Annotated in this window: 30 protein-coding genes and 1 pseudogene; 21 read left to right on the top strand and 10 right to left on the bottom strand. The window is 70.6% G+C overall.

The window, feature by feature from the left end; translation table 11 throughout:
• Positions 1-4: 4 nt before the first annotated feature.
• Genes VET29_RS11495 through VET29_RS11470 form a run of 6 tightly spaced genes read left to right on the top strand, consistent with a single transcriptional unit; the run spans position 5 to position 6,051 of the window.
• The gene (locus tag VET29_RS11495) at positions 5-1,048 is read left to right on the top strand and encodes an ABC transporter ATP-binding protein (RefSeq protein ID WP_324918957.1); all 1,044 of its coding nucleotides are present in this window, start codon (positions 5-7) and stop codon (positions 1,046-1,048) included.
• Positions 1,048-2,028 carry an ABC transporter permease gene (locus VET29_RS11490; protein WP_324918954.1) on the top strand — a complete coding sequence of 327 codons (981 nt, stop codon included), beginning with the start codon at positions 1,048-1,050 and terminating at the stop codon, positions 2,026-2,028. The genes VET29_RS11495 and VET29_RS11490 overlap by 1 nt, the downstream gene beginning before the upstream one ends.
• Complete coding sequence (locus VET29_RS11485; RefSeq protein WP_324918951.1) at positions 2,028-2,924, top strand: ABC transporter permease; 897 nt, start codon at positions 2,028-2,030, stop codon at positions 2,922-2,924. The genes VET29_RS11490 and VET29_RS11485 overlap by 1 nt, the downstream gene beginning before the upstream one ends.
• Positions 2,917-3,927 carry an ABC transporter ATP-binding protein gene (locus VET29_RS11480; RefSeq protein ID WP_324918948.1) on the top strand — a complete coding sequence of 337 codons (1,011 nt, stop codon included), beginning with the start codon at positions 2,917-2,919 and terminating at the stop codon, positions 3,925-3,927. The genes VET29_RS11485 and VET29_RS11480 overlap by 8 nt, the downstream gene beginning before the upstream one ends.
• Positions 3,912-5,318, top strand: a complete 1,407-nt coding sequence (locus VET29_RS11475; RefSeq protein WP_324918945.1) for a GH1 family beta-glucosidase — start codon at positions 3,912-3,914, stop codon at positions 5,316-5,318. Before VET29_RS11480 ends, VET29_RS11475 begins: the two co-directional genes overlap by 16 nt.
• Positions 5,319-5,325: 7 nt before the next feature.
• Positions 5,326-6,051 (top strand): nucleotidyltransferase domain-containing protein, encoded by a 726-nt coding sequence (locus VET29_RS11470; protein ID WP_324918941.1) that lies wholly within the window; start codon positions 5,326-5,328, stop codon positions 6,049-6,051.
• Positions 6,052-6,408: 357 nt separating this feature from the next.
• Here VET29_RS11470 and VET29_RS11465 read toward each other — a convergent pair whose 3' ends face one another.
• The 3 genes from VET29_RS11465 to VET29_RS11455 are packed head-to-tail and all read right to left on the bottom strand — an operon-like array spanning position 6,409 to position 9,775.
• Positions 6,409-8,652 (bottom strand): heavy metal translocating P-type ATPase, encoded by a 2,244-nt coding sequence (locus tag VET29_RS11465; RefSeq protein ID WP_324918939.1) that lies wholly within the window; start codon positions 8,650-8,652, stop codon positions 6,409-6,411.
• Complete coding sequence (locus tag VET29_RS11460; RefSeq protein ID WP_324918935.1) at positions 8,645-9,526, bottom strand: hypothetical protein; 882 nt, start codon at positions 9,524-9,526, stop codon at positions 8,645-8,647. Before VET29_RS11460 ends, VET29_RS11465 begins: the two co-directional genes overlap by 8 nt.
• A 42-nt stretch (positions 9,527-9,568) precedes the next feature.
• The gene (locus tag VET29_RS11455; RefSeq protein WP_324918932.1) at positions 9,569-9,775 is read right to left on the bottom strand and encodes a heavy metal-associated domain-containing protein; all 207 of its coding nucleotides are present in this window, start codon (positions 9,773-9,775) and stop codon (positions 9,569-9,571) included.
• Positions 9,776-9,901: 126 nt separating this feature from the next.
• On the opposite strand from VET29_RS11455, the gene VET29_RS11450 reads away from it, so the two are divergent.
• Both VET29_RS11450 and VET29_RS11445 read left to right on the top strand, forming a co-directional pair.
• Entirely contained in the window at positions 9,902-10,162 is a 261-nt protein-coding gene (locus tag VET29_RS11450; RefSeq protein WP_324918930.1) for a phosphopantetheine-binding protein, read from the top strand.
• Positions 10,163-10,252: 90 nt separating this feature from the next.
• Positions 10,253-10,459 (top strand): hypothetical protein, encoded by a 207-nt coding sequence (locus VET29_RS11445; protein ID WP_324918927.1) that lies wholly within the window; start codon positions 10,253-10,255, stop codon positions 10,457-10,459.
• A gap of 51 nt (positions 10,460-10,510) precedes the next feature.
• Here VET29_RS11445 and VET29_RS11440 read toward each other — a convergent pair whose 3' ends face one another.
• Genes VET29_RS11440 through VET29_RS11430 form a run of 3 tightly spaced genes read right to left on the bottom strand, consistent with a single transcriptional unit; the run spans position 10,511 to position 12,804 of the window.
• The gene (locus VET29_RS11440) at positions 10,511-11,332 is read right to left on the bottom strand and encodes an endonuclease/exonuclease/phosphatase family protein (protein WP_324918924.1); all 822 of its coding nucleotides are present in this window, start codon (positions 11,330-11,332) and stop codon (positions 10,511-10,513) included.
• Between the two features lie 60 nt (positions 11,333-11,392).
• Complete coding sequence (locus tag VET29_RS11435) at positions 11,393-11,920, bottom strand: DUF1697 domain-containing protein (RefSeq protein WP_324918921.1); 528 nt, start codon at positions 11,918-11,920, stop codon at positions 11,393-11,395.
• Between the two features lie 11 nt (positions 11,921-11,931).
• The gene (locus VET29_RS11430) at positions 11,932-12,804 is read right to left on the bottom strand and encodes an SDR family NAD(P)-dependent oxidoreductase (RefSeq protein WP_324918918.1); all 873 of its coding nucleotides are present in this window, start codon (positions 12,802-12,804) and stop codon (positions 11,932-11,934) included.
• Between the two features lie 98 nt (positions 12,805-12,902).
• On the opposite strand from VET29_RS11430, the gene VET29_RS11425 reads away from it, so the two are divergent.
• Entirely contained in the window at positions 12,903-13,466 is a 564-nt protein-coding gene (locus VET29_RS11425; RefSeq protein WP_324918915.1) for a TetR family transcriptional regulator, read from the top strand.
• Here VET29_RS11425 and VET29_RS11420 read toward each other — a convergent pair.
• Entirely contained in the window at positions 13,456-14,586 is a 1,131-nt protein-coding gene (locus tag VET29_RS11420; RefSeq protein WP_324918975.1) for an ionic transporter y4hA, read from the bottom strand. The genes VET29_RS11425 and VET29_RS11420 overlap by 11 nt on opposite strands.
• Before the next feature lie 184 nt (positions 14,587-14,770).
• Between VET29_RS11420 and VET29_RS11415 the strand changes: the two genes are divergently transcribed.
• Entirely contained in the window at positions 14,771-15,613 is an 843-nt protein-coding gene (locus VET29_RS11415; protein WP_324918913.1) for a nucleotide disphospho-sugar-binding domain-containing protein, read from the top strand.
• An 11-nt stretch (positions 15,614-15,624) separates the two neighbouring features.
• Here VET29_RS11415 and VET29_RS11410 read toward each other — a convergent pair whose 3' ends face one another.
• The gene (locus tag VET29_RS11410) at positions 15,625-16,344 is read right to left on the bottom strand and encodes a GAF and ANTAR domain-containing protein (RefSeq protein ID WP_324918910.1); all 720 of its coding nucleotides are present in this window, start codon (positions 16,342-16,344) and stop codon (positions 15,625-15,627) included.
• A 164-nt stretch (positions 16,345-16,508) separates the two neighbouring features.
• On the opposite strand from VET29_RS11410, the gene VET29_RS11405 reads away from it, so the two are divergent.
• The 4 genes and pseudogenes from VET29_RS11405 to VET29_RS11390 form a co-directional block, all read left to right on the top strand.
• Positions 16,509-16,832 (top strand): anti-sigma factor antagonist, encoded by a 324-nt coding sequence (locus VET29_RS11405; protein ID WP_324918907.1) that lies wholly within the window; start codon positions 16,509-16,511, stop codon positions 16,830-16,832.
• Between the two features lie 206 nt (positions 16,833-17,038).
• Complete coding sequence (locus tag VET29_RS11400) at positions 17,039-17,896, top strand: ATP-dependent DNA ligase (RefSeq protein WP_324918904.1); 858 nt, start codon at positions 17,039-17,041, stop codon at positions 17,894-17,896.
• A 38-nt stretch (positions 17,897-17,934) separates the two neighbouring features.
• Entirely contained in the window at positions 17,935-18,429 is a 495-nt protein-coding gene (locus tag VET29_RS11395) for a hypothetical protein (RefSeq protein ID WP_324918901.1), read from the top strand.
• A gap of 47 nt (positions 18,430-18,476) precedes the next feature.
• Positions 18,477-18,935: pseudogene (locus VET29_RS11390) on the top strand (SRPBCC family protein); the annotation flags it as partial.
• A gap of 255 nt (positions 18,936-19,190) precedes the next feature.
• On the opposite strand, the gene VET29_RS11385 reads toward VET29_RS11390, so the two are convergent.
• Positions 19,191-20,111 (bottom strand): NAD(P)/FAD-dependent oxidoreductase, encoded by a 921-nt coding sequence (locus tag VET29_RS11385; protein WP_324918898.1) that lies wholly within the window; start codon positions 20,109-20,111, stop codon positions 19,191-19,193.
• Between the two features lie 47 nt (positions 20,112-20,158).
• On the opposite strand from VET29_RS11385, the gene VET29_RS11380 reads away from it, so the two are divergent.
• From VET29_RS11380 to VET29_RS11370, 3 genes are all read left to right on the top strand, one after another.
• The gene (locus tag VET29_RS11380) at positions 20,159-20,731 is read left to right on the top strand and encodes a helix-turn-helix transcriptional regulator (RefSeq protein WP_324918895.1); all 573 of its coding nucleotides are present in this window, start codon (positions 20,159-20,161) and stop codon (positions 20,729-20,731) included.
• Between the two features lie 11 nt (positions 20,732-20,742).
• Positions 20,743-21,243, top strand: coding sequence for a GNAT family N-acetyltransferase (locus tag VET29_RS11375; protein WP_324918893.1), 501 nt, complete (start codon positions 20,743-20,745; stop codon positions 21,241-21,243).
• Positions 21,244-21,361: 118 nt separating this feature from the next.
• Positions 21,362-21,544, top strand: a complete 183-nt coding sequence (locus VET29_RS11370; RefSeq protein WP_324918890.1) for a hypothetical protein — start codon at positions 21,362-21,364, stop codon at positions 21,542-21,544.
• Between the two features lie 131 nt (positions 21,545-21,675).
• On the opposite strand, the gene VET29_RS11365 is transcribed toward VET29_RS11370, so the two are convergent.
• Complete coding sequence (locus tag VET29_RS11365) at positions 21,676-22,098, bottom strand: helix-turn-helix domain-containing protein (protein WP_324918887.1); 423 nt, start codon at positions 22,096-22,098, stop codon at positions 21,676-21,678.
• 82 nt (positions 22,099-22,180) lie between these two features.
• On the opposite strand from VET29_RS11365, the gene VET29_RS11360 reads away from it, so the two are divergent.
• From VET29_RS11360 to VET29_RS11345, 4 genes are all read left to right on the top strand, one after another.
• Complete coding sequence (locus VET29_RS11360; protein WP_324918884.1) at positions 22,181-22,882, top strand: SDR family oxidoreductase; 702 nt, start codon at positions 22,181-22,183, stop codon at positions 22,880-22,882.
• 14 nt (positions 22,883-22,896) lie between these two features.
• Positions 22,897-23,562 carry an endonuclease V gene (locus VET29_RS11355; protein WP_414636482.1) on the top strand — a complete coding sequence of 222 codons (666 nt, stop codon included), beginning with the start codon at positions 22,897-22,899 and terminating at the stop codon, positions 23,560-23,562.
• Positions 23,563-23,742: 180 nt separating this feature from the next.
• Positions 23,743-24,081, top strand: a complete 339-nt coding sequence (locus VET29_RS11350) for a hypothetical protein (RefSeq protein ID WP_324918881.1) — start codon at positions 23,743-23,745, stop codon at positions 24,079-24,081.
• A 30-nt stretch (positions 24,082-24,111) separates the two neighbouring features.
• Positions 24,112-24,973 (top strand): 4-alpha-glucanotransferase (locus tag VET29_RS11345; RefSeq protein ID WP_324918878.1); only part of this gene is annotated, 862 nt, incomplete at its 3' end.

Here is a 24,973-nt window from a genome sequence, read left to right as displayed (position 1 = left end):
CACGATGACGGCCAGCACCCGGTCCACCGCCGCCACCACCGACGTGGTGCTGGCGGCGGTGGGCCTCACCAAGCACTTCCCCGTCCGTCGCCGGCTGTTCGTCGGCGGGCGGCGGGCCGTCCACGCCGTCGAGAGCGTCGACCTGGCACTGCGGCGGGGCCGGGTCACCGCGATGGTGGGTGAGTCGGGGTCCGGCAAGTCGACCGTGGCGCGGCTGCTCGCGCAGCTCGTCCGGCAGACGTCCGGCGACGTGCTGCTGCACGGGTCGCCGGTCCGGGCGACCGGGCGGCGGTTCCGGGCGTACTGCCGGCGGGTGCAGATGGTGTTCCAGGACCCGTTCGCGTCGCTGAACCCCGTGCACACCGTGCGGTACCACCTGACGCGGGCGCTGAGGATCCACGGCAGCCCGATGACCGCCGAGGAACTGCTGACGCAGGTGTCGCTGACGCCGCCGGAGCGGTTCCTGCCGAAGTTCCCGCACGAGCTGTCCGGCGGGCAGCGGCAGCGGGTGGCGATCGCGCGTGCGCTGGCCGCGGGGCCGGAGGCGCTGCTCGCCGACGAGCCGGTGTCCATGTTGGACGTCTCGATCCGGCTCGGTGTGCTGAACCTGCTGCGCGACCTGCGGGACCGGCTCGACCTGGCCATCCTGTACATCACCCACGACATCGCGTCGGCCAGGTACTTCGCGGACGAGGTGCTGGTGATGTACGCCGGGCAGGTCGTCGAGGGCGGCGGCGGGGAGGCGGTGACCCAGCACGCGGCGCACCCGTACACCCGGCTGCTGATCGCGTCGGCGCCCGACCCGGACCGAATCACCGGTGAGGCGTCCGAGGTGGAGGATGTCGGCGGCGGTGAGCCGCCGAGCCTGATCGACCCGCCGTCCGGGTGCCGGTTCCATCCCCGCTGCCCGCACGCGATGGCCCGCTGCGCGGTCGAGGCGCCGCCGCGCCTGGCCGTCGAGTCGAACGGTGACGGTCCGCACTGGGCCGCGTGCTGGCTGTACGACGCGCGGACCGTGGCGGAGCAGGCGGCGGAGGTGAGCCCCTGATGGGCTACCTCCTCCGCCGCGTCGGGTTCTACCTGTTCACCGCGTGGGCCGCGATCACCATCAACTTCTTCCTGCCGCGCCTCATCCCCGGCGACCCGGTCCAGGCGCTCATCTCGCGGTCGCACGGGATGCTCGACACCTCGGCCATCAGGTCGCTGTACGTCCTCTTCGGACTCGACAACGACCAGAACATCTTCCAGCAGTACGCCTCCTACCTCGGCCAGCTCTTCCGCGGCGACCTCGGCCTCTCGTTCACGTTCTTCCCCACGCCGGTCTCCGAGGTGCTCGCCGACTCCCTGCCGTGGACGCTCGGGCTCGTCGGCCTCACCACGGTCATCAGCTTCTTCCTCGGCACGTTCCTCGGCGTGATCGCCGGCTGGTGGCGCGGCTCCTGGGTCGACATGGTGATGCCGGCGACCACGTTCCTCTCCTCGATTCCCTACTTCTGGCTGGGACTGGTCGCGATCACGTTCCTCGCCGACCAGGGCGGCCCGTTCCCGTCGTCCGGCGGCTACGACCCCGGTGTCGTCCCGAGCTGGGACATGGACTTCGTGTGGAGCGCGGTCTACCACAGCCTCCTGCCGGCCATCACGATCCTGATCTCGTCGATGAGCGGCTGGATCCTGTCCATGCGCAACATGATGCTCACGGTGTCCTCGGAGGACTACATCACCGTCGCGCACGCCAAGGGGCTGTCCGAGCGCCGCGTGATGATCAACTACGCGGCGCGGAACGCGTTGCTGCCCAACGTCTCCGGGTTCGCGCTGTCGCTCGGGCTGATCGTCGGCGGCACGCTGCTCGTCGAGATCGTGTTCTCCTACCCGGGTGTCGGTTTCCAGCTGTTCCAGGCGGTCGGCTCGAAGGACTACCCGTTGGTGCAGGGGATCTTCCTCGTCATCACGCTGTCGGTGCTGGTGGCGAACCTGTTCGCGGACCTCATCTACCTCGTGCTCGACCCGCGCACCAGGAAGGAGGGCTGATGGCACTCCGGTTCCTCCGCAACCGCAAGGCGGTCGTCGGGCTCGTCATCTTCGGGTTCTTCTGCCTGCTCGCGGTCTTCGGACCCATGCTCGCCCCGTACGACCCCGGCAAGCGCGGCGACGACCTGCTCGTCGGGCCCAACGGCGCCCACTGGTTCGGCACCACGCACCTCGGCCAGGACCTCTTCAGCCAGATGCTCGACGGCTCCCGCAGCGTCATGCTCGTCGGGATCGTGGCGGGTGTCGTCGCGACCGTCCTCGGCGTGGTGATCGGCGTGACGTCCGGGTACCTGTCCGGCGCCGGCGCGGAGGGCCTCTCCGCGCTGTCCAACGTCTTCCTGGTGATCCCGGCGCTGCCGCTGATCCTCATCATCACGCTGTCACTGCCCGACACCGACGACATGACGATCGCGCTCGTGATCGGCTGCACGTCCTGGGCGTGGGGTGCCCGGGTGCTGCGGGCGCAGACACTCTCGCTGCGCCGCAGGGACTACGTCGAGGCCGCGAAGGCGACCGGCGAGTCGACCTGGCGGATCATCGGGTTCGAGATCCTGCCGAACCTGACCGCGGTGATCGCGGCGAGCTTCATCGGCACGGTGATCTTCGCGGTACTTTCGGAGATCACGCTCGCGTTCATCGGGGTGCCGGGGGTCTCCGAGTGGAACTGGGGAGCCATCCTGTTCTGGGCGCAGAGCCAGCAGGCGCTCGCGCAGGGCGCGTGGTGGTGGTTCGTGCCACCGGGCGTCGCGATCGCGCTGCTGGGCACCGGCCTGGCGCTGCTGAACTTCGGCATCGACGAGTACGTCAACCCGCGCCTGCGGTCCAGCGCGAACACGCGCGGGGTCAGGATGCGGGTCGGCTTCACGCCGGTGCTCTCCGGGAGTACCCATGAGTGAGCCCGTGCTGGAGATCAGGAACCTGAACGTCGGCTACGGCGTCGGCGACGAGGCCGTGCACGCGGTCCGGGACGTCAGCCTCACGCTGCACCGCGGCGAGGTGCTCGGCCTGGCCGGGGAGAGCGGCTCCGGAAAGTCCACCCTGGCCTACGGCATGCTGCGACTGCTGCCGCCACCGGGCGTGGTCACGGGCGGCAGCGTGCTGTACCACCCGCGGGACGGCGAGGCCATCGACCTCCTGCGGCTGTCGACGTCGAAGCTGCGGCGGTTCCGCTGGTCGGAGATCTCGATCGTGTTCCAGGGCGCGATGAACTCGCTCAACCCCGTGCACACGGTCGAGACCCAGCTGTGCGACGTGATCGCCGCGCACGAACCGGGTACCACCAAGGCGGCCAGGCGGGCCCGCGCGAAGGACATGCTCAAGCTCGTCGGCATCAACGCCGACCGGCTGGGCAGCTACCCGCACCAGCTGTCCGGCGGCATGCGCCAGCGCGTGATGATCGCGATGGCGCTCGCGCTCGAGCCACGAGTCGTCGTGATGGACGAGCCGACCACGGCGCTGGACGTCGTGATGCAGCGGCAGATCCTCGCGCAGCTGGTGGAGCTGCGGGAACGCATCGGGTTCTCGGTGCTGTTCATCACACACGACCTGTCGCTGCTGGTGGAGTTCTCGGACCGGATCGCGATCATGTACGGCGGCCGGATCGTCGAGTCCGCGCCGGCGCACGCCCTGTACCGGGAGTCGCTGCACCCGTACAGTGACGGGTTGCTGCACTCGTTCCCGGCACTGCGTGGGCCGCGCCGCGAGCTGACCGGAATCCCCGGCTCGCCGCCGGACCTGCGGGCCATGCCGTCCGGGTGCGCGTTCCACCCGCGCTGCCCCAAGGCGTTCGAACCGTGCGCGGACCGCACACCGACACTGGCGCCACATGGCGACCGGGCCGTGGCCTGCTGGCTGCATGCCGAGTCGAGAACGGAGGAGGATCTTTGGACACCACGGTGACACTGGAGTCCGCGGAGGAGGCGGCGCTGATCGCGAGCCTGCCGACGGAGTTCCGGTGGGGGGTCGCGACCTCGGCTTACCAGATCGAGGGCGCGCACGAGGAAGACGGTCGCGGACCGTCCATCTGGGACACCTACTGCCGGACGCCGGGCATGGTCGAGGGGGGCGAGAACGGTGACGTGGCGTGTGACCACTACCACCGGATGCCTGCCGACGTCGAGCTGATCCGCTCGCTCGGCGTGGACCTGTACCGGTTCTCCGTCTCATGGCCCCGGATCCAGGCGACGGGCCGCGGGCCGGCGAACGCCGCGGGGCTCGACTTCTACGACCGGCTGGTCGACGAGCTGCTTCGGTCCGGTGTGGACCCGTGGGTGACGCTGTACCACTGGGACCTGCCACAGGCGCTGGAGGACGCGGGCGGCTGGCCGGCGCGGGACACGGCGTACCGGTTCGCGGACTACGCGATGCTCGTGTTCGACCGGTTGCAGGACCGGGTCCGCACGTGGACGACGCTGAACGAGCCCTGGTGCTCGGCGATGCTCGGCTACTACGAGGGCCGCCAGGCGCCGGGACGGCGGAACTTCGCCGACGCGATGGAGGCCGTGCACCACCTGCTGCTCGGCCATGGCCTTGCGGCACAACGGATGCGTGCGGCGGCCACCGAGCCGATCGAGCTGGGAATCACACTGAACATGGGCACCGCGATGGCGGCGTCCGAGAGCCTCGCGGACCAGGAGGCCGCACGGCGGGCCGACGGCCTCGGCGCGCGGATCTACCTGGACCCGTTGCTGCGCGGGCAGTATCCCGGCGACATCCTCGACGACCTGTCCGTCCGCGGGGTCAAGCTCCCGGTGGTGGACGGCGACCTGGCGATCATCAGCGAGCCGATCGACGTGCTCGGCGTGAACTACTACTCGAGCCACCGCTTCGCCGGCGTGGATGCCCAGGGGCGGACCGAGGACGCGGACGGGAACCCGATCAGCGAGCCGGTGCCGTTCGGGCGGCCGGTGACGGCGATGGACTGGGAGATCATCCCGGAGGGCTTCACGGAGCTGCTGGTGCGGCTGTCCCGCGAGTACCCCGGTGTGCCGCTGGTGATCACCGAGAACGGCGCGGCGTTCGACGACGTGGCGGACCCGTCGGGCTTCGTGGCCGACCAGGACCGGACGGCGTACCTGTCGTCGCACATCGCGGCGGTGGCGGCGGCCCGGCAGCAGGGCGCGGACGTGCGCGGGTACTTCGCGTGGTCGCTGATGGACAACTTCGAGTGGTCGTACGGCTACGCGAAGCGGTTCGGCCTGGTGCACGTCGACTACGAGACACAGGTCCGCACCCCGAAGCAGAGCGCACTCTGGTACCGCGACACGATCCGCAAGGTACGCGGCCGATGATGTCCCGGTGAGTTTCGAGGACCGGTTGGCGTCGGAGCTGGCGGCGTTGCCCAACGTGCTCGCGGTCGCCCTGGGCGGCTCGCGAGCACAGGGCACGAACCGCCCGTCGAGTGACTGGGACGTGGCGGTGTACTACCGCGACACGTTCGATCCCGAGTGCCTGCGCTCGCTCGGCTGGCCGGGCTCGGTGTCCCCGCTCGGCGGGTGGGGCGGCGGGGTGTTCAACGGGGGCGCGTGGCTGTCGTTCGAGGGCCGGCGGGTGGACGTGCACTACCGGGACCTGACCAGCGTGGAGCACGAGTGGGCGGAGGCGCGGGAGGGACGGTTCCGCGTCGAGCCGCTGATGTTCCACCTGGCCGGGATCCCGTCGTACCTGGTCGTGGCGGAGCTGGCGCTCAACGTGACGCTGCACGGGTCCCTGCCGAGGCCGGAGTACCCGCCACTGCTGCGAGCCCGGGCACCGGGCATCTGGTGGGAACGGGGTTCGATGGTGATGGCGTACGCCCGCGACGGTCACGCCGCCCACGGCCGCCGCGCACAGACGGCAGGCCTGCTGGCGACCGGTGCCTCATGCGCCGCCCACGCCGTCCTAGCCGCCCGCGGCGAATGGATCACGAACGAGAAGCAGTTGCTGACGCGCGCCGGCCTGCGGGAGATGGACGACCTGCTCAACGCCCCGGACGAGGCCATCGACCTGTGCACTCGTGCCGTCTCGGCGGCTTTGCGCGGGTAGCCGCAACCTCGGCATCTCCCCGCACCGGCACCCCGCCGGCCACGTCAACCCCAGCTCCGCAACCCCGGCGTCGCCATGAGACGGCCCAGGCAGTCGCCATGGCTGAAGACCCGGCACCACACGAACAGTCCGTTCGCACGACATCCGCAGGCACACGCCCGCGAGCCCCGCAAGGGGGACCCCTGGTTCCACACTACCGGCAGGCACCGACAAAAACGGAGCCTGACCTGCGTGAATGGAACGTTCGCATGTGACGTTCACCGAGAAGTGTGACGGGCATGGCCATCGGCCCCCAAGATCCAGCGTAGTGCCGGGCACCACAAAACGGGGTGGTGCGAACGGGCCATTCGCTCGCGGTTACACGGCCTGGAGTTCGCGGGTCGGGGTGGCGGTCGGCGACGGGGAGGTGTCGGTCGGGGCCGTGAACCGCCGTAGGCGCAGACTGTTCGTCACGACGAAGAGGGAGCTGGTCGCCATCGTCAGGCCCGCCAGCATCGGGTTCAGCAGGCCGGCCGCCGCCAGCGGGATCGCGGCCACGTTGTACGCGAACGCCCAGAACAGGTTGCCCTTGATCACCGCCAGGGTGCGGCGGGACAGGCGGATCGCGTCCGCTGCCGCCCTCAGGTCACCCCGGACCAGCGTCAGGTCGCTCGCCTCTATCGCCACGTCCGTACCCGTGCCCATGGCGAGGCCCAGGTCCGCCTGTGCCAGCGCCGCCGCGTCGTTCACGCCGTCGCCCACCATCGCGACCACCTTGCCGGTGGACTGGAGGCGCTTGATCGCCGCCACCTTGCCCGCCGGCAGGACTCCCGCGATCACCTCGTCGATCCCCACCTGCGCCGCCACCGAACGGGCCACCTGCTCGTTGTCGCCCGTCAGCATCACCGGCGTCAGGCCCAGCGCCCGCAGGCGGGCGACCGCCTCGGCGCTCGTCGGCTTCAGCGTGTCGGACACCATCAGCAGCCCGCGCACCGCGCCCTCCCACGCGACCGCCACCACCGTGCGGCCCGCCGCCTCGCCCGCCGACTTGGCCGTGGCCAACTCAGCGGGCAGCGCCGGCAGCTGACCGCGGCCGGCCGTCACCTCGATGCCCTCGACGGTCCCGCGTACACCCAGGCCCTCCATCGCCGCGAACGACGACACCGGTGGCAGCGGGCCCACCCTGTCCCGTGCCGCTTCGGCTATCGCCCTGGCGATCGGGTGTTCCGACGCGTCCTCCACCGCGCCCGCCAGGCGCAGCAGCTCGTCCTCGGGCACACCCGGCGCCATCACCGACACGAGTGACATCCGGCCGCTCGTCACCGTGCCGGTCTTGTCCAGCACCACCGTGTCCACGCGCCGTGTCGACTCGAGGACCTCCGGGCCCTTGATCAGGATCCCCAGCTGCGCCCCGCGCCCCGTCCCCACCAGCAGCGCCGTCGGTGTCGCCAGGCCCAGCGCACAGGGGCACGCGATGATCAGCACCGCCACCGCGGCCGTGAACGCCGACGACGCGGACGCCCCCGTGCCCAGCCAGAATCCCAGTGTCCCGAACGCCAGCACGATCACCACCGGCACGAACACCGCCGACACCCGGTCCGCCAGCCGCTGTACGGCCGCCTTTCCGGTCTGCGCCTGCTCGACCAGCCTCGCCATCTGCGCCAGCTGCGTGTCCGCGCCCACCCTCGTCGCCCGCACGACCAGGCGGCCGCCCACGTTCAACGTCGCGCCGACCACCGACGACCCGACCGACACCTCCACCGGGAGGGACTCGCCGGTCAGCATGCTCGCGTCGACCGCCGACGCGCCCTCCTCGACCACGCCGTCGGTCGCGATCTTCTCCCCCGGCCGCACCAGGAACCTGTCGCCCACCGCGAGGCGCTCGATCGGGACCCGGCTCTCCGAGCCGTCCCGCAGCACGGCCACTTCCTTGACACCCAAGGAAAGCAGCGCACGCAGCGCGGACCCGGCGCGGCTCTTCGCGCGTGCCTCGAAGTACCGGCCGGCCAGGATGAACACCGTGACGCCGGCCGCGACCTCCAGGTAGATGTTCCCCGCTCCCTCGGACGGCTCCACCGTCAGCCGGAACGGGTGGGTCATGCCGGGAATCCCCGCCGTGCCAAGGAAAAGCGCGTACAGCGACCACGCGAAGGCGGCGATCGTGCCCATCGAGATCAGCGTGTCCATGGTCGCCGAGCCGTGGCGCAGGTTCGTCCACGCGGCACGGTGGAACGGCAGCGCGCCCCACACGATCACCGGCGCCGCAAGGGAAAGCGACGCCCACTGCCAGTAGTCGAACTGCCACGCGGGCACCATCGCCAGCACCACCACCGGGACGGCCAGCACGAGGCTCACCAGCAGGCGGGTACGCAGCGCGTGCACCTCGGTGTCCGCCGGCGCTTCCTCATCGGCCGGCTCCGGCGATGGCACGTGCGCGGTGTAGCCCATCTTCTCGACGGTCGCGACCAGGTTCTCGGCCGGCACCTCGCCACGCACCAGCGCCTTCTCGGTGGCGTAGTTGACGCTCGCCTCGACGCCGTCCATGCGGTTGAGCTTCTTCTCGATCCGCGCGGCGCACGACGCGCACGTCATGCCGCCGATGACCAGCTCGACCTCACTCATGTCCGTGCTCTCCCGCCACCACGGTGAACTCCGCCGTGCGCACCACGTCACCGTGCTTGAAGTCCAGGTACAGCCGGTAGGTGCCGGCGGAAGGCACCTCGGCGTAGAAGACGATGCTCGGCCCCGCCCTCGTCTCCCCCTCGCCGGGGTGGACGTGCAGGTAGGCGAGGTCGCCCTGCCGCAGCGCGACGAGGTGCCCGTACGCCGCGAGGTAGGGCTGCAGGTCGGTGACCGGCACGCTGTTCCGGTCGACCGTCAGCGTCAGTTTGCTCGTCGTGCCCGGGGTCAGCTCGCCGGACAGCGTGACCCGGTACTCGCCGACCGCCGAGGTCAGCGCCGGCGGCGGCAGCGGTGCCGGGGTGTAGTTGCCGGACACGGCGACGTCCGCACCCAGCGTCACCCCTTCGGCGGCGCCGGCACGCCGGTAGTCCGCGAAGACGCGGTGGTCGCCGGCGTTCGCGAAGGTCAGCGGGACGTGCCAGGTGCCGTCCGCGGTCATCGCCGGGTGGACGTGCTGGAAGCCGGACAGGTCGCGGCGTGCGACGACCAGGTGCATCAGCTTGTCGTGCGTCTCGGTGTAGCGGGTGACCGCGTGGCCGTCGGTGTCGACGATCCGGAACGCGAAGTCGGCGGGCTGACCGGCGACGAGGCCGGTGCTCAGCACCTCCAGCGTCATGCCGTCCTGGCTGACCTGCAACCCCTTCGGCACGGCGGCCTCGTCGTGCCCGCCGTGCGCCTCGGCCATGTCCTGGTGCCCGGCGGGCTCCGGCGAGCGGGAAACCGGACCGACGAGCTGCCCGACGGCGTAGGCGCCGCCGAACACGGCGACGACCGCCACGGCCAACCCACCGAGCTTCAGTCCCACGCTGCTCATGACTCGCTCCGCTCCTCCGTCAACCCCGCCGCGCGTTCGTCGTCAGCTGGCCAGCTCGTAGCCGGCCTCGTCGACCGAGGCCCGGATGGCCTCGACGTCGATCGGGGCCTCGCTGGTGACCGTGACCTGGCCGGACGGCAGGTCGACCCGGACGTCGGTGACGCCGGGAATCTGGGACACCTCGCTGGTCACCGAGCCGACGCAGTGTGCGCAGGTCATCCCGGTCACCGTGTACGTGTTCGTAGTCACCAGTCACTCCTCGTGAGGTTCACGCGGCCCGTGGCCGCCTACCGACGAGCCTACCGTACCCCCCCACGGTATCGGAACCAGTCAGAGTTGTGCCCGGCGCGAGGCCCGGATGCGACGCTTCTGGACGTGACCGACACCGCGTTGACCCGGGACGACCTGACGGACGCCATCGTGCGGGTGACCTCGGCCTCCCGTACCGACGTCGAGGACAGCACGGACCTCCTGGCGCTGGGGCTCGACTCCCTCGGCGTCATGCGGCTGGTCAACGAGCTGCGCGTGCACGGCCTGCCCGTGACGTACCAGGATCTGCTCGGCGAGCCGACCCTCGACGGGTGGTGGACACGGATCGCCGCACTGCTGCGGGCGAACCCCCATCTGGCGGCGTGAGGCTGTCATAGTGCCTTACATGTCGGTTTAACCGGCCACAGAGTTCCCGGTCACTGGCGGGTAATTGGTGACCGGAGTCACACTTTTCCCATGACAACGCTGGAAGAGATGGGCAACGTGATGCGGGCCGTGCCCGGCCCGCGGGCCGGCGTCCACGAGGTCGCCGACTGGTATACCCGAAAAGCACATCTGCTCGACCGATTAGCCGGGGACGCCGCCGGCACCGAGGCGGTGCGCATGCACAAGCAGGCCGTGCTTGCCAGGCGCCGCGCGGCGAAGCTCCTCGCCGTCGCCTGAAGTCCTTTCCCAGAACGACTTTCCCCAGAACGACTTTCCTAGAACGACTTTCTAGAACAACGTCGGCGGCGTCGCCGCGTCGAACGGGTCGTAGGTGTCGAGCCGGCTGCTCGGGCCGCGGGAGAACCGCAGCGACAGTCCGGAGTGGTCGGTCAGTCTCGTCGTCCTCGGCTCGTGGATGTACTCGCACTCCACCAGCTCCTCGACCAGTTCCTTGGTGCAGTGGGCGTGGTCGTAGCGATAACCGTCACCGGTCCGGCCGATCCAGCTGTGTTCGACCGCGTCGGGATGCAGGTGGCGGAAGGCGTCCACCAGGCCGTGTCTGTCCGTCAGGCCTCTGTAGAAGTCGTACTCGAACCAGCGGAACGACGCGTGTTCCGGCTCGTGTTCCGGCTCGATCACGTTCAGGTCGCCCAGCAGCACGGTCTGGGCGCCGGCCTCGGAGAGGCCCGGGGTGGCCAGCGCGGTGTTGAACTCGGCGAGGAATCGGCGCTTGCGTTCGGTCTTCTCCGCCGTCGCGTCTCGCGTCGGAACGTAAGTGCCGACCACGCGAACCACACCCGTCTGGGTGGAAATCATTACGCCAGCCACCCGATTGGGTAGGTAGGTCAGGGTTTTCACGATCGGGTCGGCCTTGACGGGCAACCTGCTGACGATCATGACGCCGTATTCGGCCGGTGCCGGTTTCGGGTAGAGGACCGCGTAGCCGGCCGTGCGGAAGGCGTCCGCCAGGTGCCGGCAGCCGTCGCTCGTCCTGGTCTCGGTCAGCACGAGGACGTCCTCGTGCCTGGTGGCGAGCCACGCCAGCTGGCGGTGCGCCCGCTCTTCTGACGGACTGCCGATGTTGAGGGTCAACAAACTGAGACCGGACATGGCACGTGATGGTAGAGAGCAGACCCACCTGACCACGACCGGGCGGCGTGGTCGGACCAGTCATTGCCCGTCTTCGGCCATCGCCAGGAGTTTCGTCACAGTGTTCCAGTTGCGGACCGTGGCCACTTCACCCCTTCGCGCCGGAAAAGCGGCCAGAATGGGCGATTTCATTTGACCATTGGGTAACCAGAAGTACGCCTCTCGCTCGGCGAGATGCACACGTTCGGGTTCATACCCGGCCGCGTCGATCTCCGGCCACTTCCCCGGCCCGTCGAGAAAGGACACCACGTACCGGGAAGGGTCGGTGACCACCTCGCGGAACGGGTCGAGGTCGACGACCGCACGCAGCTCCGGCGCGGTGCGCATGACACAGTCGACGGTGAAACCGGCGCCCTTCGCGAGCGCCGCCTCCACCTCCCCGCGCACGGTGTCCGGCCGCCTGTTCGTCCGCAGCACCACGTTTCCGCTCTGTAGCAACGTGCGCACGTCCTCGTACCCGAGGTCGGTCAGCCACGCCCGCAGGTCGGCCATCGCGACGCGCCGCTTCGAGCCGAGGTTGATACCGCGCAACAGAGCCACATGAATCACGGTTCGGGACTCTAACCCCGCAGCGTCGCCAGCGGGTCGAGGTTCTCCTCGGTGAGGTCGTCGTAGTCCGTGGACTCCGACAGCTCACGCCAGCTCGCGTCGGACTCGGCGCGGCTCCGCTCGGCCTGACCGGCGAACCGGACCGCGTCGCTGCCCAGCAGCAGCCGCACCGGCGGCTCGGCCATTTCGACGAGCGCCAGCACGACGTCCGCGACCTTCGCCGGGTCGCTCGCCGCGCGGGCCATGAGCGTGGTCCGCACCGCGTTGATCGCGCCGACCGTCGGCTCGTAGGCCGGCGAGACGGGGTGGACGGCCATGGACGAGCCCGCCCAGTCGGTCCGCATGCCGCCCGGCTCCAGCACGGTGACCCTGACACCCAGCGGCGCGACCTCCTTCGCGAGCACCTCCGAGAAGCCGCCGACCGCGAACTTCGCCGACTGGTACGCGGACAGTCCGGGCGTGGTCACCCGGCCGCCCACCGACGAGACCTGGACGACGTGGCCCGCGCCCTGCTCGCGCAACACGGGCAGCGCGGCCCTGGTCACGTTGACCACGCCGAAGAAGTTGGCGTCGACCTGCGCGCGGAAGTCGTCCGCGGGCGTGTCCTCGACCGACCCCGAGTTGGCGTAGCCGGCGTTGTTGACCACCACGTCCAACCGGCCGAACGCCTCGACCGCGGTGTCCACGGCCGCCTGCGCGGCCCGTGGGTCGGTCACGTCGAGCGCCACCGTGCGCACCCGGTCGCCGTAGCGCTCGGCCAGGCCGGCCAGCTGCTCCGGCCGGCGGGCGGTCGCGACCAGCGAGTGACCGGCGGCCAGCACCTTCTCGGCGATGTGCCGGCCGAGGCCGCGTGAGCTGCCGGTGACGAGGAAGACCTTTGTCATGCTCTTTTCCTAACTGACTGTTTGGTTAGCTCCTCTCACCAGGAAAGCACCGTGGCACCCCGCTGTCAACTAGACGGTTAGTCAGGTACCTTGTCGGCATGGCTGGTGACGCGGAGGCAACCCGGCGGCGGCTGCTGGACGCGGCGGCCAGGGAGTTCGCCGAGTACGGGATAGCGGGCGCGCGGGTGGACCGGATCGCGACCGCGGCGAAGAGCAACAAGGCGCAGATCTACCACTACTTCGGGAACAAGGACGGCCTGTTCGAGGCGGTGATGAGCGAGCTGGCGCGGGACACGCTGCGCGAAGCGCCCATCGACGCGACGAACCTGCCGGACTACGCGGGCCGGCTGTTCGACCGGTTCGTGCGTGACCCGGTCAAGGAGCGGCTCGCCAAGTGGTACCGGCTGGAGGGCGAGGGCTACGCGGCGGTCGAGGTCGTGGTGGCGAGCACGCGGGACAAGCTCGCGGCCATCGCCAAGGCCCAGGCCGACGGCCTGCTCACGACCCGGTTCACGGCAGTGGAGCTGCTCACGATGGTCGTGCACCTGTCCGCGCTCTGGAGCTCGATGGCCCCGGAGATGGCCGCGCACGCGACCGGCATCCCGGAGGCACGCCGCCGCCAGGTCGTGGTCGACGCGGTGGGCGCGCTGCTCAGGGACTGACCGCCAGGAAGAGGAACGCGGCCAGCAGCACGAGGTGCACGCCGCCCTGGAGGCGGGTGGCCCGGCCGGGCACGACCGTGAGCACGCTGACCACGACCGTCAGCACGAGCAGCACCAGCTGCGTGGGGCCCAGGCCGAGGACGAGCGGCCCGTCGAGCCAGATCGACGCCAGCGCGATGGTCGGGATCGTCAGGCCGATGCTGGCCATCGCGGACCCGTACGCGAGGTTGAGGCTGGTCTGGATGCGCCCCCAGCGCGCGGCCCGCACGGCCGCGAGCGTCTCGGGCAGCAGGACGAGCATCGCGATGACGACACCGACGAACGAGGGTGGGAACCCGACGGCCGCGACGGTGTCCTCGATGGCGGGCGACTCGACCTTGGCGAGCCCCACGACCGCGACGAGCGAGACGAGCAGCAGCCCGAGGCTCGTGAGCGCGGCGCGGCTGGTGGGTGGCGGGGCGTGGCCGGCCTCGTCGTTCTTCTCGCCGTCGTTCTTCTCGTCGTCGTTCTTCTCGCCGTCGTTCTTCTCGCCGTCGTTCTCCGAGGTCTGGGTGACGGGCAGGAAGAAGTCCCGGTGCCGGACGGTCTGCGTGAGCACGAACGTGCCGTAGAGCACCAGCGAGGCGAATGCCGCGAAGGTCAGCTGTGCCGGCGAGAACTCCGGGCCGGGCTGGCTGGTGGTGAACGTGGGCAGCACGAGGCTGAGCGTGCCCAGGGTGGTGACGGTGGCGAGGGCGGCGCCGCTGCCCTCGGCGTTGAAGAGCGTGACGTGGAACCGGCGTGCCCCGACCAGCAGCGACAGGCCGACGATCCCGGTCGTGGTGATCATGAGCGCGGCGAAGACGGTGTCCCGCGCGAGGGACGCGGAGCCCTTGCCGCCGGAGACCATCAGCGTGACGATCAGCGCGACCTCGATCACGGTGACCGCGACCGCGAGGACCAGGGACCCGAACGGCTCCCCCACCCGGTGTGCGACCACCTCGGCGTGGTGCACGGCCGCGAGCACGGCGCCGGCGAGCACGACGGCCACGAGCACGACGAAGACGGTGCCGAGGTCATGGCCCCACGTGACGGCGAGCGCCAGCACACCGAGCACCGGCACGAGGACGGTCCAGGACATCCACCTGCTTGCCACCGCCCGACCCTATCCAGCCGGCTCGGCATCCACCCGGACAACCCCGCCCGCTATGTCCGTTTGGTCACACCATCGCCGCCTTGCCCCCTAGCGGATGCGCGGGCGCGGGGCCACCCGCCTCCATCCCGTTTCAAGACCGCCACGACCGGTGCGACCTAGGTTCTTCGGCATGCACCTCCTGTTTCTCAGCCGGCCCGACCGGGGGCACCTGTACCCGACACTGCGGCTCGCGGAGGAGCTCGGCGGGCGCGGGCACCAGGTCACGTTCGCGTCCGGCGACCCGTACGTCGACGAGACGGCGGGGCCCGGGGTCCGGATCCTGCGCTTCGGCCGGGACGAGCGCGGCCTGCTGGACATGCCCGTGTTCCGGTCACAGGGCCCCGTGGACGCCGTGGTGGCCGATCCGCGCACGGCCAAGGCGGCCGGCGCGTTCGGTGCCGTGCCGGTGGTGGTGGCCGGCACGAACCTGGCCGGCGGCCGCGAGTGGCCGGGCGAGCGGTCCAGCTCGTACGTCTTCACCCTGCCGGGACCGCGGGGCGCCGTGCACGACCCGTGGCGCCCCGGTGGGCGGCGGCCGGTGCTGCTGGTGGACGGGCCGCCGATCGGGCCGCTGGTCCGGGCGTTCGGCGACACCCAGTGGCAGGTCGTGGTCGGCGACTCGACCCGGTTCGCGGGACTGCCGCATGCGGACGTGTTCCTGACCGACGGGCGGCTGGCGGCGGTGAGCGCGGCCCTGCGCGCGGGTGTGCCGATGGTGCTGGCGCCGGAGACGGCCGAGGAGACCGGATACGCGCGGCACGTGGTCGCGCTTGGGGTCGGGCGGATCGTCGCGCCGGCCGAGCAGCCCGCCGAGGAGCTGCGCCAGGCGGTCGAGCGGATGCGGGTCGACGAGCCGACACTGGTCACCGCGCGGCGGCTCGCGACCAGGGTCGAGGCGGCCGGTGCGCCCGCGGTGGCCGCGACCGCGGTCGAGGCCCTGCTCGACGCGGAGTCGGTCGCGCGGGCGGCCTGACCCGGGCCGGACTAGCCGGCGGTGATGTCGAGCACAAGCTTGTCGAAGCTGCCGTTCTCGTGGGCGGCGACGAGTTGGGCGGCGAGGTCCCGCAGCTTCACGTTCCTGTTCTGGGACGCCCGTCTCAGAGCCGAGAACGCCTCGTCCGAGTCGTAGCCCCGGTCGCGCATCAGCAGGCCCTGCGCCCGGCCGACGAGCGACCGGGTGCGCAGCGCCGTCCGCAGCTGGCCGACCAGCTCCAGGCTGTCGTGGTAGATCGCCGCGTTGTCGAAGGCGACCCCGGCGTGGAGGGTGAGCAACAACACCACGTCGTACGACGACTCGTCGAACTGCCCCTCGTCCCGGGACAGCAGGGTGAGCACGGCCGACTCGTCCCCCCGGGTGGACAGGGGCAGGGTCAGGCAGCTGCGGTAACCGGCGTTCACCAGCTGCGTCGCGAACGAGGGCCAGCGCTGGTCGGCCATGACGTCGCCGAGCTGCCTCGGTTCCCGGAACGTCACCGCCTCCACGATCGGACCGGGCGCCAGCGGGTCGAACCCGAGGTCACCGGTGGACTGGACGGTCTCGACCCCGGTCGGCGAACGGACGGTGATGAGCGCGTCGTCACAGCCGGGGATCGTCTTGACGAGCCTGCTGACGAACTTCTCCGTGGACGACGAGAAGTCGTCGTCCGCGACGAGGCGGGAGAACTCGGCGAGCTCGCTCGCCACGGTCACGATGTCATTGGGCACACCCGGAGTCTGGGCGTGCCTCCGTGCCACGGCAAGACCACTTGCTAACCTTGCGCGAGTTTTTCGCCCACGGTTACGAAGTCAGCCGTGTCTCTTCTGCGAGTGGAGGCATCATGGCTGGTGGCCGGCCGTATGACGTGCCGTTGAGTATCGGGGTAAGACCCATGCGGGACGGTGCCGCGCTGGTGACCGTCACGGGCGAGATCGACATCGCGACCGTGGCATCCCTGAAGGCGGCGCTCGCCCCGCTCACCGCCGACCAATCCGTGCGACTACTGGTCTGCGACCTGTCCGAGGTGTCGTTCTTCGGCGCCGCCGCGATCTCGGTCCTGCTCGATGCGCGTGCCGCACTGATCCGGCGTGACGGGCGGCTACGACTGGTCGCCACCGAGCGCATGGTCATCCGCCCGCTCAGCCTGGTGCACCTCCTCGACGTGCTGCCGGTGAGCCCCGACATACGCGCCGCACTGCTCGATCAGAGCCCCTGACCGTCCATTTCGGACGAAAGACTGGAAAGCCCTTACCTCACCGGGATGCCACCTGGTCGAGGTCACCTTGTCGGGGTGGTCGTATACCCGGAGTTTGATCGTTCGTCACTCTTTCGGCGGGTCGGTGCACGGCGTTGATAACAACGGATTAGAATCCGCAACTCTGGGTATGCAAATTGCACGTTCAACGATCACCGAGACGAGAGATGATCGAGCCGCCCGAGTTGATGCTCGCCACGCCGACCGACCGACGTTTCTCCGACGAGGACTGGGTCTTCGAGCGAAAGATGGACGGCGTGCGCGCCATGTCCATCCGTGATGGCTGGCGGCCACAGCTGTGGTCGCGCAACCACAAACGGCTCGACGACGGCTATCCCGAGCTGGTCGAGCTGCTCGCCGCGGCGGGCGGCACACACTTCATCACCGACGGTGAGATCATCCGCGACGGCGACGCCGCCTTCTACTACGTGTTCGACCTGCTGTCCCTCGGCGGGCTCGACCTCACCGGCCGGCCGCTGCGCGAACGCAAGTCGATCCTGCGCACGGCGTTCCGCTTCGGCGGCGCGCTGCGGTACTCCGAGCACCGCGACGGCGAGGGCGAGGCCTACTACAAGTACGCCTGCGACCACGGCTGGGAGGGCCTGATCGCGAAGCGCGCCGACTCCCCGTACCGCGGCGGGCGATCCGCGGACTGGCTCAAGTTCAAGTGCCTGCGCGGCCAGGAGTTCGTCGTGGGTGGGTTCACCGAGCCGCAGGGGTCGCGGGCCGGCTTCGGCGCGTTGATCGTCGGCTACCACGAGGACGGGCTGCTCCGGTACGCCGGCAAGGTCGGCACCGGCTACGACCACGCCACACTGCGTGCGCTGCGGGTCCGCATGGACGCCATGGCGCAGGAGGAGTCGCCGTTCGCCGACCAGGTGCCGGAGCCGACCGCGCACTGGATCCGGCCCGAGCTGGTGGTGCAGGTCGGGTTCAGCGAGTGGACACGCGAGGGACGGCTGCGACACCCGCGGTTCGGCGGCCTGCGCACCGACAAGCCGCCGGCCGAGGTCGTCCGCGAGTAGACGTTTCACCCCAGATCACGCGCGGTATCCCCCCGGTCATGCGAGAGTTCGGCAGGGAAGGCCCGCGTGCCGAAGGCGCGTCGGTGGTCTGGGCGGGACGGCACGACGGGCCGGCGCTCGTGGTCGTCGACCCGGCCGGCTCCGCCAAGCACGACGTGCCGCCGACGTGGCACGGGCTCGCCGAGCACTTCCAGATCGCCTGGTGCCGCACTCCCGCCGCCGAGCACTCGCTGGAGGACATCGAGGACGTGCTCGAGGCGCTCTCCGACCGCAGGGTGCCCGCGAACATCGTGGCGAGCGGCGAGGCCTGCCCGGCCGCGATCGCGATCGCGCGCCAGTTCGCCCACATCGTCAGCACCGTGCTGCTGGTCGACCCGGCCGGCGAGGCCGACCCCCTGGACGGCACGGACATCGACGTGCGGGTCGTCGCACGGAGCCATTCGGGCCCGAGCGACCGGATCGAGGCGCCGCTGCCCCTCGGGCATCCCGAGGTGGTCGACGGTGTCGCGGCGGCGCTGGCGGGTATGCGTTAGGACCTCCGGTTCCCCAGGCCAGGAACACCAAGAGAGGAGTGGCATCTGTGACCACCATCGAGAAGTCGGTGGATGTCAGGGCGCCCGTGCGGACGGCGTACAACCAGTGGACGCAGTTCGAGTCCTTCCCGCGGTTCATGTCGGGTGTGGACCGGATCGAGCAGACCACGCCGACCAGGACGCACTGGCACACCACGATCGGTGGCGTGACGCGTGAGTTCGACGCGGAGATCACCGAGCAGCACCCGGACGAGCGGGTCGCGTGGCGGTCGGTCGACGGCCCGCGCCACGCCGGCGTGGTGACGTTCCACCGCCTTGACGACCAGACCACCCGCGTGCACCTGCAGATGGAGTACGCACCGGAGTCGCTCACCGAGAAGGCCGGCGCCGCCCTCGGCGTGGTGGGCAGCCGGATCCAGGGCGACCTCGACCGGTTCCGCGACTTCATCGAGCACCACGACGCCGAGACCGGCGCCTGGCGCGGCGACGTCGCCCGCCCACCCCAACAGGGCGAACAGCCGCCTGACGACCGGGGCGGGTCCCAGACCGCGCCCCCACCGACCAGGCCGACCCGACCCAGCCCAGCAGACCTCGACCGCAACCGCCGAAACCCCCTGTGACCCACCCCAGCCCGCTCGCGAGTCCCGCGCTCGCACCTACCGAGTCCCGCGTTCAAACACACTGAGTTGCGGTTTCGTGCAGGTCCTGGCGTGGCCCGTGTGCACGAAACCGCAACTCGTTGTGCGCGAACGCGCGACTCGCTATGGCTGAACGCGGGACTCGCGGGGGTTGAAGATCAGGTCGTGGTTGAGCTGTACGGCGGCTGTCGCGCCGGCGGCGGCCGAGCTGATCAGCTGGGCCCGTGGGTCGACCACGTTGCCGGCCGCCCAGACGCCGTCGACGCTCGTCCGGCCTGCCGGGTCCACGCGCACCCAGCCCTGGTCGTCCAGGTCGCAGCCCAGGTCCTTGAGCAGCGTGTCCTTCGGCACGAACTCCGGGTTGACGAACATCGCGGTGCGGACGACCGTCCGACCGTCGGCCAGGTCGACGCCGGTGAGCCGGCCATCCGTGACGGCCAGCCGCGTGACCTTGCCGGGCTCGACGGCGATCCCCCGCTCGTCGAGCTGGGCGGCCTCGTCGTCCGTGGGCTGGTAGTCGCCGGGGAAGAGCACCACGTCCGGCGCCCACGCCCGCAGCATGACCGCCTTCATGACCCCCAGTGGACCGTCCGCTAGCACCCCCACCTGCTCGTCCCGTGCCTCGTAGCCGTGGCAGTACGGGCAGAAGTGCACCTGGTCGCCCCACAGCTCCGCGACCCCCGGCACGTCCGGCAGCTCGTCCCGCACCCCGGCCGTGACGAGCAGCTTCCGCGCCTGGAGCACCCGCCCCGACCCGAGCCGCACCTCGAACCCCGCGGCCACGGAGACCACCCGGTCGTCCAGGATCTCCACGCCGTAGCCGGTCACCTCCGCGCGGCCCAGCGCCAGCAGCTCGCCCGGCGGCACCCCGTCCCTGGTCAGGAACCCGTGCGACTCGTGCGCGGCCGCGTTGCGCGGCTCGCCCGAGTCGACCACCGCGACCGTCCGCCGCGCCCGTCCCAGTACCAACGCCGCCGACAGTCCAGCCGGACCACCTCCGACGATCACCACGTCGTACATCGCGATCACCTCCATGGCCAGCATCGGCGGAAATCCCTGCACCGACAACATTCGTTGCCGATACTGGGAACATGACCGATCCGATCGCGAACGCGCTCGCCGAGGTCGGGCCCCGGCTGCGGCGGCTGCGCACCCAGCGCAACGTCACGCTCGTGGAGCTGTCCGAGTCGACCGGCATCTCGAAGAGCACGCTGTCCCGCCTGGAGTCCGGCCAGCGCAGGCCGAGCCTCGAGCTGCTGCTGCCGATCTCCATGGCCCACCAGGTGCCGCTGGACGAGCTGGTCGGCGCGCCCGAGGTCGGCGACCCGCGGATCCGCCTGGAGCCGCGAAGGCTGGGCGACCGCACGATCGTGCCGCTGACCAGGCAGCCGGGCGGCCCGCAGGCGTACAAGATGATCATCCCGCCCGGCCGGCCCGCCGAGCAGCGGACACACGAGGGCTACGAGTGGCTGTACGTGCTGTCCGGGCGCGCCCGGCTGCTGCTCGCCGACCACGACATCGTCATGCAGCCCGGCGAGGCGGCCGAGTTCGACACCCGGCTGCCCCACTGGTTCGGCTCGGCGGACGAACATCCGGTGGAGATCCTCAGCCTGTTCGGCAAGCAGGGCGAGCGGATGCACGTGCGTGCCAAACCGGCGCGGTAGCGTGCCGTCCCATGGCCTGGCTACCCGCTGACTTCGCGCATCCCACGACCGTCCCGGTCATGGACGGCTACCACCTGCGGCCCATCCGGGAGTCGGACACGGAGATCGACTACCCGGCGGTGATGGGGTCGCGGGAGCGGCTGTGGCAGCTCTACGGCGAGGCCTGGGGCTGGCCGCCGGAGACCATGACCATCGAGGAGGACCGCGCCGACCTCGCCAGGCACGAGCGGGAGATCGCCGCGCACGAGTCCTTCAACTACGCGCTGCTGAACCTCGCCGAGACCGAGCTGCTCGGCTGTGTGTACATCGACCCGCCGGAGCGGGCCGGCGCCGACGCGGAGATCAGCTGGTGGGTGGTCGACGACCGCGCCGGTACCCCGCTGGAGGACGCGCTGGAGATCGTCGTGCCGCGGTGGGTCGCGCGGGTCTGGCCGTTCGAGAAGCCCAGGTACCCGGGCCGGGACCTCAGCTGGCGGGAGTGGCTCGCGCTACCCCCTTACCCGCCCGCCTGAACGCCCTTCGAGCCGCCGGGTAAGGGGTCCCGCCGGCCACTCGTACGTGATCATCCGATGCCCTCACCCAGGCCTCAGGACGAATCTTCTCCTTGTCAGCGAGACAAGGAGAAGGAAAATGATCACCAGCCAGGAACTCGTCCAGGCCGAGATGAACTACCGCCTCGAGCGCGCCAGGAACGCGGCGTTGGCCCGGCAGGCCAGGAAGGCCCGCCGCCGCCAGCGGCCGTCGCGCCTACGCCGCTGGCTGACCCGCTCCGAACGCCAGCCGGTCCGCCGAGTGACCCCCGCCCTCCCATGACGCCCCCACATCCGCGAGTCCCGCGTTCGAACACATCGAGTCGCGTTTTCGTGCAAACGGATCTGCACGAAAACGCAACTCGGTAGGTGTGAACGCGGGACTCGTGGTGTTTGAACGCGGGACTCGCGGGGTCAGGTGCGGATGAAGCGGACCTCGTTGAGGGGGACCTCGTGGCCGGTGTCGTCTACGTAGGCGACGTTTAGGGGGCGGTTGTCCAGGGAGCGGCGGGTGATCGTCGGGCCCTTGGAGTAGGGGCGGTGAGTGTCGCCCCACTGTTGTAGGGCGCCCAGGACGACGCGTAGCTCGTTGCCCGCCGGGGTCAGGTGGTACTCGTGGCGGGTCCGTTTGCCTTCCTCCTGGTACGGCCGGCGCGTCAGGACCCCGGCCTCGACCAGCGTGTTCAGCCGGTTCGTGAGGATGTCGGGGGCCACGCCGAGCGTGGCGCGGAAGTCGGCGAAGCGGGTCGTCCCGGCCAGGGCCTCACGCACGACCAGGAACGTCCACCGCTCGCCGAGCACCTCGAGGGTGCGAGCGATCGAGCAAGGCGTCTCCATGACCTCCATCATACCGCTGGATTGGAAAACCCTACTCATGCTAACTTGGAAATACCAACTCAGACTTTCCAGGGAGCACGAGATGCAGATCAACGGCGCGACCGCCCTCGTCACCGGCGCCAACCGGGGCCTCGGCCGGCGCTTCGCACAGGCACTCCTCGACCGCGGCGCGGCAAAGGTGTACGCCGGTGCCCGCGACCCCGAGTCCGTCGACCTGCCCGGCGTCGTCCCGGTGCGGCTCGACATCACCGACCCCGCACAGGTCGCCGCGGCCGCCGCCCTCGCGACCGACGTCGACCTCCTGATCAACAACGCGGGCTCCAGCGCCGGCGCCGGCTTCCTCGGCGGCGACCTCGCGGACATCCGGTACGACATGGAGACCCACTACTTCGGCACGCTGTCGGTGACCAGGGCGTTCGCCCCGGCGCTCGCCGCTAACGGCGGCGGCGCGCTGGTGAACGTGCTGTCCGTGCTGTCGTGGACCTCCTCCCCCCTGTTCCCCGCCTACTCCGCCGCCAAGGCCGCGCAGCTGTCGCTGACCAACGGGCTCCGCCTCGCCCTCGCGGACCAGAAGACGCTGGTCACGGCCCTGCACGTCGGCTACATGGACACCGACCTGACCACGCACATCGACGCGCCGAAGAGCGACCCGCTGGTGATCGCGAACCTCCTGCTCGACGGGGTCGAGGCCGGTCAGCCGGAGGTCGTGGCCGACGAGACGTCCCGCAGGGTCCGTGGCGCGCTGTCCGGCCCGCTGTCGCTGCTGTTCCCGGACGTCACCTGAGTAACCTCCCGCGCGTGAGGGTGCCGTCATCGGTCGAGGACGCCGTCCGCCTGCAGGTCGAGCTGGCGGGCTCGGTCGTCCGGTCGGCGCCGCCGGGCTTCGCGCCCCGCACCGCCGCGGGCCTCGACGTGGCGTACGCGACGGACTCGCCGCTCGTGGCGGCCGCGGTCGTGACGGTGTCGATCGCGACGGGCCAGGTGCTGGAGTCGGCGACCGCGGTGGCCGAGGCGGACTTTCCTTACGTGCCGGGGCTGTTCGCGTTCCGCGAGCTGCCGGCGCTGCTCGACGCGTTCGCCCGCCTGGCGGTGACCCCCGACGTGCTGGTGGCCGACGGTCACGGCCTCGCCCACCCGCGCCGCTTCGGCCTGGCCTGCCACCTGGGCATCGAGACGGGCCTGCCGGCGATCGGCGTCGCCAAGACGCCGATGGGCGAGTTCGCGGCGCCGGGCCGGACCCGCGGCGCGCGTGCCCCGCTCGTCGACGGCGGCGACGAGGTCGGCGCGGCCCTGCGCACCCAGCAGGACGTCAAGCCCGTCTTCGTGTCGATCGGCCACCTCGTGGACCTGGACACGGCCTGTGCGCAGGTGCTGGCCCTCACCCCGAAGTTCCGGCTGCCGGAGAGCACCCGCCAGGCCGACCAACTGTCGCGGCGGACTCTCCGTGACCAGATTCTCCGGTGACTCCCGCCGTTGGCGATATGTCAACGTGGTAAGTGAGGGTTAACACGGTGAACCTGGGGTTATTACTTCCTTTTCACACTGTGCTGAGACTGTCAAGAGTGCGAGGATCGATGGCGTTGGGCCGGCCGCGGGACCGCCAGGGGACCCGCCGGAACCGCCCAGCCAACTTGGAGGGTCGCGGTGACCAAGCAACAGCTGTCCGTGCAGTCCCCAAGACGACTACCCACCATCCGCAAACGCCCCTTACCATTCCCCGGCGAGCGCCTTCGCCGCGCCGTGGACACCGTGCTCGCCGGACTGACCGACGACGCCGACCTGTCCCGCCTCGACGACGTCCTCCGCACCGCGCTCGCCTGGACGGCCGCCTCCGGCGACACGTGCCGCGTCGCGCCCGCCGTGCGGGAGGTCCGTGACGCCCGTGTCGGCCTCGGCCAGGACGATCTCGACCACGCCAGGGAGGCGCTGCTCGCCGCCCGTGACGACCTGCGGCCACTGCCGAGCCAGCGCACGCTGCACTAACCGCTGAACGACTACTGACATCCTTACCGGATGGACCCACAGCTGAGCGCGCTCGCCAGAGCGCGTGGAGTTGCCACCTGGTACGAGAACGCGGAACGCCAGCGCGTCACGGTGGCGGAGGACGTCGTGCGCGCGGTTCTCGACGAGATGGGCCCGGCCGTCCCGTCCACCACCAGGGTGGTCACGGACGGTCCAGACACTCCCCCACTCGGATATCACCTGCTCGATGACGGCAGTGAGCTGATCGTCACCCCGCGCCGTCTGCCGCCGGTGGACCCGGCGTGGGGCTGGATGCTGCAGCTGTACGCGCTCCACTCGCCGGGCTCGTGGGGCATCGGCGACTTCGCCGACCTGCGGGAGTTCACGCAGCGCTCCGGCGCCGGTGTCGTCCTCGTCAACCCCGTCCAGGCCATCACGCCGACCCTGCCCGTGCGGCGCTCCCCGTACTCGCCGTCGAGCCGGCGCTTCGCCAACCCCGTCTACCTGCGGATCACCGAGATCGCGGAGTTCCAGCACGCCGACGCGGCGACCAGGGAGAGCGTCCTGCGGCTCGCGCCCGCGCGCACCGAGCTGATCGACTACGACGCCGTGTGGACCGCCAAAGTCGCCGCACTGGAAATCCTCTGGCGGGGTACCCCCGAACCCATGGCCGACGATCTACGTGACTTCGCCACGTTCTGCGCGCTGGCCGAGCGCCATGGCGGCGACTGGCACGAATGGCCCGCTGACCTGCGGCATCCGGACGGCCCGGCGGTGGCGCGCGCCCGTGCCGAGCTTGCCGACCGGGTCGCCTTCCACGCCTGGCTGCAGCGGCTGTGCGAGACCCAGCTGACCGACGTGCGCACGCGGACCGACGCGAAGATCGTGCACGACCTGCCGGTCGGCGTGGACC

Origin of the sequence: Actinophytocola sp. (genome assembly GCF_035634895.1) — a bacterium.
Lineage (GTDB): Bacteria > Actinomycetota > Actinomycetes > Mycobacteriales > Pseudonocardiaceae > Actinophytocola.
Note: the sequence above shows the minus strand (reverse complement) of the source record. Positions and strands in the feature narration are given on the sequence as shown.

Bases quoted from the DNA above. Each gene is read 5' to 3' on its own strand.
- VET29_RS11465 (WP_324918939.1), bottom strand. From the start codon at position 8,652: ATGAGTGAGGTCGAGCTGGTCATCGGCGGCATGACGTGCGCGTCGTGC.
- VET29_RS11415 (WP_324918913.1), top strand. From the start codon at position 14,771: ATGCACCTCCTGTTTCTCAGCCGGCCCGACCGGGGGCACCTGTACCCG.
- VET29_RS11405 (WP_324918907.1), top strand. From the start codon at position 16,509: ATGCGGGACGGTGCCGCGCTGGTGACCGTCACGGGCGAGATCGACATC.
- VET29_RS11445 (WP_324918927.1), top strand. From the start codon at position 10,253: ATGACAACGCTGGAAGAGATGGGCAACGTGATGCGGGCCGTGCCCGGC.
- VET29_RS11395 (WP_324918901.1), top strand. From the start codon at position 17,935: ATGCGAGAGTTCGGCAGGGAAGGCCCGCGTGCCGAAGGCGCGTCGGTG.
- VET29_RS11485 (WP_324918951.1), top strand. From the start codon at position 2,028: ATGGCACTCCGGTTCCTCCGCAACCGCAAGGCGGTCGTCGGGCTCGTC.
- VET29_RS11495 (WP_324918957.1), top strand. From the start codon at position 5: ATGACGGCCAGCACCCGGTCCACCGCCGCCACCACCGACGTGGTGCTG.
- VET29_RS11480 (WP_324918948.1), top strand. From the start codon at position 2,917: ATGAGTGAGCCCGTGCTGGAGATCAGGAACCTGAACGTCGGCTACGGC.
- VET29_RS11385 (WP_324918898.1), bottom strand. From the start codon at position 20,111: ATGCTGGCCATGGAGGTGATCGCGATGTACGACGTGGTGATCGTCGGA.
- VET29_RS11380 (WP_324918895.1), top strand. From the start codon at position 20,159: ATGACCGATCCGATCGCGAACGCGCTCGCCGAGGTCGGGCCCCGGCTG.
- VET29_RS11420 (WP_324918975.1), bottom strand. From the start codon at position 14,586: ATGTCCTGGACCGTCCTCGTGCCGGTGCTCGGTGTGCTGGCGCTCGCC.
- VET29_RS11430 (WP_324918918.1), bottom strand. From the start codon at position 12,804: ATGACAAAGGTCTTCCTCGTCACCGGCAGCTCACGCGGCCTCGGCCGG.
- VET29_RS11425 (WP_324918915.1), top strand. From the start codon at position 12,903: ATGGCTGGTGACGCGGAGGCAACCCGGCGGCGGCTGCTGGACGCGGCG.
- VET29_RS11400 (WP_324918904.1), top strand. From the start codon at position 17,039: ATGATCGAGCCGCCCGAGTTGATGCTCGCCACGCCGACCGACCGACGT.
- VET29_RS11440 (WP_324918924.1), bottom strand. From the start codon at position 11,332: ATGTCCGGTCTCAGTTTGTTGACCCTCAACATCGGCAGTCCGTCAGAA.
- VET29_RS11360 (WP_324918884.1), top strand. From the start codon at position 22,181: ATGCAGATCAACGGCGCGACCGCCCTCGTCACCGGCGCCAACCGGGGC.
- VET29_RS11370 (WP_324918890.1), top strand. From the start codon at position 21,362: ATGATCACCAGCCAGGAACTCGTCCAGGCCGAGATGAACTACCGCCTC.
- VET29_RS11490 (WP_324918954.1), top strand. From the start codon at position 1,048: ATGGGCTACCTCCTCCGCCGCGTCGGGTTCTACCTGTTCACCGCGTGG.
- VET29_RS11460 (WP_324918935.1), bottom strand. From the start codon at position 9,526: ATGAGCAGCGTGGGACTGAAGCTCGGTGGGTTGGCCGTGGCGGTCGTC.
- VET29_RS11375 (WP_324918893.1), top strand. From the start codon at position 20,743: ATGGCCTGGCTACCCGCTGACTTCGCGCATCCCACGACCGTCCCGGTC.
- VET29_RS11365 (WP_324918887.1), bottom strand. From the start codon at position 22,098: ATGGAGACGCCTTGCTCGATCGCTCGCACCCTCGAGGTGCTCGGCGAG.